Source organism: Sphingobium sp., assembly GCF_041987595.1.
GTDB lineage: Bacteria > Pseudomonadota > Alphaproteobacteria > Sphingomonadales > Sphingomonadaceae > Sphingobium.
This window is the reverse complement of sequence record NZ_JBHIWJ010000159.1, coordinates 1-5,885: the sequence shown is the minus strand read 5'-3', so window position 1 is coordinate 5,885 and position 5,885 is coordinate 1. Positions and strand designations below refer to the sequence as shown.

The 5,885-nt window shown below is 62.9% G+C and carries 6 protein-coding genes and 1 pseudogene; 4 read left to right on the top strand and 3 right to left on the bottom strand.

Translation table 11 applies throughout. The annotated features are described in order from the left end of the window. From ACFC3J_RS21790 to lpdA, 3 genes are all read left to right on the top strand, one after another. The coding region (locus tag ACFC3J_RS21790; RefSeq protein WP_375198054.1) for a 2-oxo acid dehydrogenase subunit E2 at window positions 1-251 on the top strand (251 nt) is incomplete at its 5' end. A gap of 79 nt (window positions 252-330) precedes the next feature. Next, the gene (locus tag ACFC3J_RS21785) at window positions 331-771 is read left to right on the top strand and encodes a hypothetical protein (RefSeq protein ID WP_273303427.1); all 441 of its coding nucleotides are present in this window, start codon (window positions 331-333) and stop codon (window positions 769-771) included. Between the two features lie 23 nt (window positions 772-794). Beyond that, entirely contained in the window at window positions 795-2,189 is a 1,395-nt protein-coding gene (lpdA, locus tag ACFC3J_RS21780) for a dihydrolipoyl dehydrogenase (protein WP_181265992.1), read from the top strand. A 36-nt stretch (window positions 2,190-2,225) separates the two neighbouring features. Here the strand turns inward: lpdA and ACFC3J_RS21775 are convergent. After that, window positions 2,226-2,492 (bottom strand): annotated as a pseudogene (locus ACFC3J_RS21775) (globin domain-containing protein); the annotation flags it as partial. 28 nt (window positions 2,493-2,520) lie between these two features. Between ACFC3J_RS21775 and ACFC3J_RS21770 the strand changes: the two are divergent. Next, complete coding sequence (locus tag ACFC3J_RS21770; RefSeq protein ID WP_375198053.1) at window positions 2,521-2,817, top strand: Rrf2 family transcriptional regulator; 297 nt, start codon at window positions 2,521-2,523, stop codon at window positions 2,815-2,817. 991 nt (window positions 2,818-3,808) lie between these two features. On the opposite strand, the gene ACFC3J_RS21765 is transcribed toward ACFC3J_RS21770, so the two are convergent. Both ACFC3J_RS21765 and ACFC3J_RS21760 read right to left on the bottom strand, forming a co-directional pair. Then, window positions 3,809-5,212, bottom strand: coding sequence for a serine hydrolase domain-containing protein (locus ACFC3J_RS21765; protein ID WP_375198055.1), 1,404 nt, complete (start codon window positions 5,210-5,212; stop codon window positions 3,809-3,811). Window positions 5,213-5,284: 72 nt separating this feature from the next. Continuing rightward, on the bottom strand, window positions 5,285-5,885 hold a 601-nt coding region (locus ACFC3J_RS21760), incomplete at its 5' end, for a DUF4019 domain-containing protein (protein ID WP_375198052.1).

The following is a 5,885-nucleotide window of genomic DNA, read 5'->3' as shown; positions in this document are numbered from 1 at the left end:
CCAGCCTGTCGAACATGGGCATGTTCGGAATCAAGCATTTCGAGGCAGTCATCAACCCGCCCCAGGGCATGATCATGGCGATCGGCGCGGGTGAAAAGCGTCCGTATATCGTCGATGACGCGCTCGGCATCGCCACCGTGATGAGCGCCACCGGCAGCTTCGACCACCGCGCCATCGACGGCGCCGACGGCGCGCAGCTGATGGCGGCGTTCAAGGACCTGTGCGAGAACCCACTGGGGATGCTGGCTTGAGTTGAGCCGGGCCAGGGGCTGACCTTATAGCCCCTCTCCCATTACGGGAGAGGGGCATTGATGCGGGTGCTGCGATTCTATGACCATCCTCACCTTCCTCTTCCGCCGCTTGCTGCTGCCCACCTGCATCGCCACGCTGGCGAGCCGGTTCGTGTTCACGCTGTTCCAGGAGGGATCGGCGGACCTTGGCGACATGTTCGTCGGCACCGAGGACGCCTATTACACCTTCATCATGGTATTCGCCGTGCTGCTGTGCATGACCGGTGTCGCCTATGCGCTTGATCGCAGCCGCGCGCCGACCTGGCTGCGCCTGCCGCTGCTCATCGGCGTTGCTGCGGAGAGCGGGTTTCTGCTCGTGCTGTTCTTGACCGAGGTGGTCGCCTATGCCGAACTGGCTTACGCGCCGGCCGTCGCGGCGGGCATCGTCTGGATGCTGTGCAATCTCGACCTGATGAAGCGCAGCGCCAAATTGTCTTCCTCCCCCTCCGATGGCCCGCCTGCGGGCGTATCGACCCATTAAGACCGGAAAGAAAGAGACCGCTCATGGCTGAAAGTTTCGACCTCATCGTGCTGGGCTCGGGCCCTGGCGGATATGTTTCCGCGATCCGCGCGGCGCAGCTGGGTCTCAAGACCGCGATCGTCGAGCGCGAGCGGCTGGGCGGCATCTGCCTCAACTGGGGCTGCATTCCCACCAAGGCATTGCTGCGCACTTCCGAAATCTTCCATTACATGAGCCATGCCGGCAATTACGGGCTGACCGCCGAAAAGGTCGGCTTCGAGCTCGAGAAGATCGTCGCGCGCAGCCGCGCGGTCTCGGGACAGCTCAATGCGGGCGTCAAAGGCCTGATGAAGAAGAACAAGATCACCGTGGTCGAAGGCACCGGCAAGCTGACCGGCAAGGGCAAGATGACCGTCACCCAGGGCGACCAGGTGCGCGAGCTGGAGGCCAAGGAGATCATTGTCGCCACCGGCGCGCGCGCGCGTGACCTGCCGTTCGCCAAGGCGGATGGCAAGAAGATCTGGACCTATCGTCACGCGATGACCCCGACCGAAATGCCAGCTAAGCTGCTGGTGATCGGATCGGGCGCGATCGGCGTCGAGTTTGCCAGCTTCTACAGCGACATGGGCGCGGAAGTGACCATCGTCGAAATGCTCGACCGCATCCTGCCAGTCGAGGATGCCGATGTCAGCGCGTTCATGGAAAAGGCGCTCAAGAAGCAGGGCATGACGATCCTGACCGGCGCGGGCGTCGAGGCGCTGACCAGCGACGGAAAGGGCGTGAAGGCGAAGATCAAGACCAAGGACGGCAAGAGCGAGGAGCATAGCTTCAGCCACGCCATCGTCGCGATCGGCATCGTGCCCAATACCGAGGATATCGGCCTCGAAGCGCTGGGCGTGAAGACCGAACGCGGCCATATCGTCGTCGATGGATTCGGCCAGACCAACGTTCCGGGCATCCGCGCGATCGGCGATGTCACCGGCCCGCCCTGGCTGGCGCATAAGGCGAGCCATGAGGGCATCATCGCGGTCGAGCATATCGCGGGCAAGAACCCCCATCCGTTCGAGACGTGGAACATTCCGGGCTGCACCTATTCGCGCCCGCAGGTGGCCAGTGTCGGCCTCACCGAAGCCAAGGCCAAGGAGGCCGGGCACGAGGTCAAGGTCGGCAACTTCCCGTTCATCGGCAACGGCAAGGCGATCGCGCTGGGCGAAGCCGAGGGCTTCATCAAGACCGTGTTCGACGCGAAGACCGGCGAACTGCTCGGCGCGCACATGATCGGCGCGGAAGTCACCGAGCTGATCCAGGGCTATGTCATCGCGCGCCAGCTCGAGACGACCGAGGAAGACCTGATCCACACCGTCTTCGCGCACCCGACGCTGAGCGAGATGATGCATGAGGGCGTACTGAGCGCCTATGGTCGCGCGCTGCATTTCTGATTGGGGACGGGGCGGCGCGAACCGCCCCGTTTCGCATCAGGCGGCGATTTCCTCGTACAATGCCGCTTCCTTGCCGATCAGGATGTCGGCGAGGAACCAATAGGCCTCGCCCCAGGCTGCCAGCACCTCGTCGGTCGCGCCTTCACCGATGACGTCGCGGATGGCGGGCAACAGCGCTTCGGCGACATAGGGGTAATGCTCGGCTTTCACGCCGCACTCGACATGCCGCGCGACCATGCGCTGGACGACGGGGGTGAGGTTCTGCAACTTGTCGACATTCTCGGCATAGCCCGGGATCGTGGCGGGTCATGGCATTTAACGGAACAATGCGATGAAGGTCGTCAACCAACTGGCCCAGGCCGGGCTGCTGGCGACGGTGCGGGGCAGATCAGGCGGCTTCCGGCTCGGTCGAGCGGCAGAGGACATGACCTTGGGCGAGGTCGTCCGGCTGACTGAACCATGCATCCAGCTCGCCGATTGTGACGGCTGCATCCTGCAGAGCCAGTGCGGGCTGACGGGCATGCTGCACCAGGCCGCACAAGCATTTCTCAGGACGCTTGACGGCCAGACGCTGGCGATGGCGGCGCGGACTTCGCGCTTGCCGCAGCGCGTTCTACCTGCTGAGTGAGCACCAAGGTGGAGGCGCACCCCGCTGGCGACCTATGCCATTATTCCGGATAAACTGCTGCGATAAAACGATAAAATGTGAAGCTGTACGCCATTTGCTGCTGCGGGTATCATTGGCGGGCAGCAAAATAGAAACCAAGAAAAACCATTTATAACATCGAGTGTCCATTTTTATGGACAACTGGTTATGCACAATGTTATAAACAGGCTGTCACGGGTTGTGGCTGGGAGGCCATCCGTCTCCCAATAGGACATCTGTGTCATGGGTACGGCTATTTTTACGGTGATCTTCGCCGGCGTGGTAATATTTGCAGTGCTCACGGTGTGGCAATCGGTTGCCCCTGCTACCGAGCGCATCGCGTCGCTGGCCAATTACGCCCGCCATAATGATGGCCATGATTGGGCCCATGTCTCCTACAGGCCTCGTCCGGTTTTCGTGCCCAACCCGGCACCGGAATTTCCGCTCCCGTCAACCGCAAGCACGCCGGTCGCTCAGGTCTCGATCCCCAAATGGCAGTCGTGGTGCAGGACAGGCTATGTGGCGCCCGCTTCGGTCGCTGCAAAGTGGAAACCCAATCCTCTGCTGAAGACAGGTGCCCGATGCCAGAGCTCTTGGGCTCCGAGGCCTGAAGGTAAGCTGTGCGACATTTTCCCTGACAGCCATTCCAGGGTTGCGGAAACTTCCGATTATGCGTCCCTGGTGTCGCCTCCGCCGCATCTGTCGATCGGCTTTCTGGCGGCGCGATCGGCTGCCCCACGCGCGCTGGGGGCGGGGCAGCGGCTGCTGGCCTGAGCCTGGCCGATGGTCACGGTGACACCGACCCGGTGTCCGTGCTCCCTGCCAAGCGCCACCGTCTCCCCGGCCTATGCCTTGTTGGCATGGACGGTGCGGAACATGACCACCACATAGCGCGCGGGCGGCGCGAACCTCCTGGCTGTCCCGCCGGGTGATAGCAGGCACATGATGATCCGGCGACTTCGGTCGCTGTAGTTCAGTCGTCTTGGTCGCCCGGCGGGAAAGTGCGCAGGAACCATGCGAAGATCAGCCGGTTGCACACCATATCGTTGGCCCCAAGGCAGATGAATGTCGTGTCGATCGTCGCGTAATGATGAACCGCCACGTCCATGCCATAGGCAGTCCCGCCATGCCCCCAGCTCGCCTCCGGCCCGGAATTCACGACGAAGCCCAGGCCATACCACGGCGTGTCGCCCGCCATGGTTGCCAGCTTGAACAGTTCGGGCGGTAGCAGCTTGCCGGTTGGGAGTGTCCCGAAGAACCGTGCCATGTCGTTCGCGCTGGCAACCCCTCCACCCGCTGCCGATCCGCGCCAGGGGAGCGTATCGGTATTGGGCACTTTCGCTTCCTGCTCGCCAAAATAGCGGGTGAAGCCCAGCGGCACCTCATCCAGATGGTCGCGATCCGGAAAGCCGCTATGCGCCATCCCGGCGGGTGCAAAGATATGGGCTTGCACGTAATCCGCATATGCCATTCCCGATACGCGCTCGATCACCGCTCCCAGCAAGATGAAACCGTAATTGGAATATTCGGTCTTGCTCCCCGGCGGAAATTCGGGGGGACGCCCGCCGTTGAGCTGAATCATCTCTGCCAAGGTGCGGACCCGCGCACGGTTTGCGCCTTCATCGCGGCCCAATATGCCGATATCTCCCGCGCCACCGCGATGATTGAGAAGCTGCCGGATCGTGACCTTTGCCATTTCGGCATTGGGATATTCGGTCAGATAGCGCCCGATGGGAGCATCCAGTTCGACCTTGCCCGCCGCCACAAGCTGCAGGATGCTGACCGCAGTGAACATCTTGCCGGATGAGGCCAGCAGCATCGGCGTGTCCAATGTGATGGCCCTGCCGCTCCCCGGCCGCACCTCGCCCCAACTGGCCGCGAATAGCCTTTTCCCCTCGCGCTCGACGATGATCGCGCCAGCAAATTCGCCGCGCTGGGCAAGCCGGTCCGCAACCAGCCGCGTTGCCTGGATTGCTCCATTGTCGGGCAGGGGCATGGGCCGCAGATCAAGGGTCTTCAGCTTTGAATCGCCGGCATTCGCAACAGCCAGTTTCAGCCTTTGCAGTCCGGGCAGGTATTTCTGGCGGAGCAGCACCTCCATGCTGGTCGAGGTCTTGGCCTTGAAATGGTCGACTTCAAAGCCGCAGCTGTCTTCTGCCTGTTCGAGCGCGAAGAGCGGGTTCGGGTCATCGGCATGCTGACGATAGAATGCCTGGATTTCGGCGCGATTGCCGCTGTTGATGGCCGTGAGCCAGGCATGGAAGGCAGCGTCGAGCGATGTCGTGGGATCGGCAGAGGCATCCGGTGGCAGGTCCTGCGCCGCTGTCAGGCAGGAGCTTGAGGCAAGCACAAGGGCCGCCAGCATGGGCGTGGTCATCTTGAACAAGGCGAATTCCCTTTCAGGGACGGTTGGGCTGGGTTTATGGCAAAGGGGCGGGATCGCGCGGAATTACCCCACCGTGACCCCCACGATGACCCACCTGCCATCCTCGCGGTCCAGCGTCACCGTCTCCACCGCCTCGGTCCTGTTGGCATATACCGCGCGGAACTTGACCACCTCATAGCCTGAGGGCGGGGCAGGGAGGTTCTCATGGGCAAGCAGGGTGCGAGACACCGCCTTGCCGTAGCGAGCATGGACCTGCTCGGACACCTCGGACCAGACCTGCAGCGTGTTGAGCTGGCGGAAGGCGCTTCCGGTGGCGGCATAGCTTTCCGCCCATTTCTTCTGCTCCACGAGCGCGAGGAACTGGCGCGCGGCATCGACCACCTGCTTGTCGGCCACCGGCCCAGCGGGCTCGGCGGTGGCGCTGGTGGCGGTGATCAGGGGAAGCGTGGCAAAGGCGATCAGTCCAAGGGCCATGGTCATGGCAAGCGCTCCTATCATCAGGCGGCGGCGCCTCAGTGGCGCACCGGCGCCGGGCTGCGGCGCGGCACCATGATCGCCCGAAGTGCTTTGCAGCGCCTCCCCGATAATCATGTCCCCAAGCCTTTTGGGGGGCGCTCCGCCATCCTCGGCCTTGTGCAGCAAGCGCGCTGCCTCGCGGCTGCTC

Coding starts and splice junctions, on each gene's coding strand:
- ACFC3J_RS21785 (WP_273303427.1), top strand. CDS start 331: ATGACCATCCTCACCTTCCTCTTCCGCCGCTTGCTGCTGCCCACCTGC.
- lpdA (WP_181265992.1), top strand. CDS start 795: ATGGCTGAAAGTTTCGACCTCATCGTGCTGGGCTCGGGCCCTGGCGGA.
- ACFC3J_RS21770 (WP_375198053.1), top strand. CDS start 2,521: ATGAAGGTCGTCAACCAACTGGCCCAGGCCGGGCTGCTGGCGACGGTG.
- ACFC3J_RS21765 (WP_375198055.1), bottom strand. CDS start 5,212: ATGACCACGCCCATGCTGGCGGCCCTTGTGCTTGCCTCAAGCTCCTGC.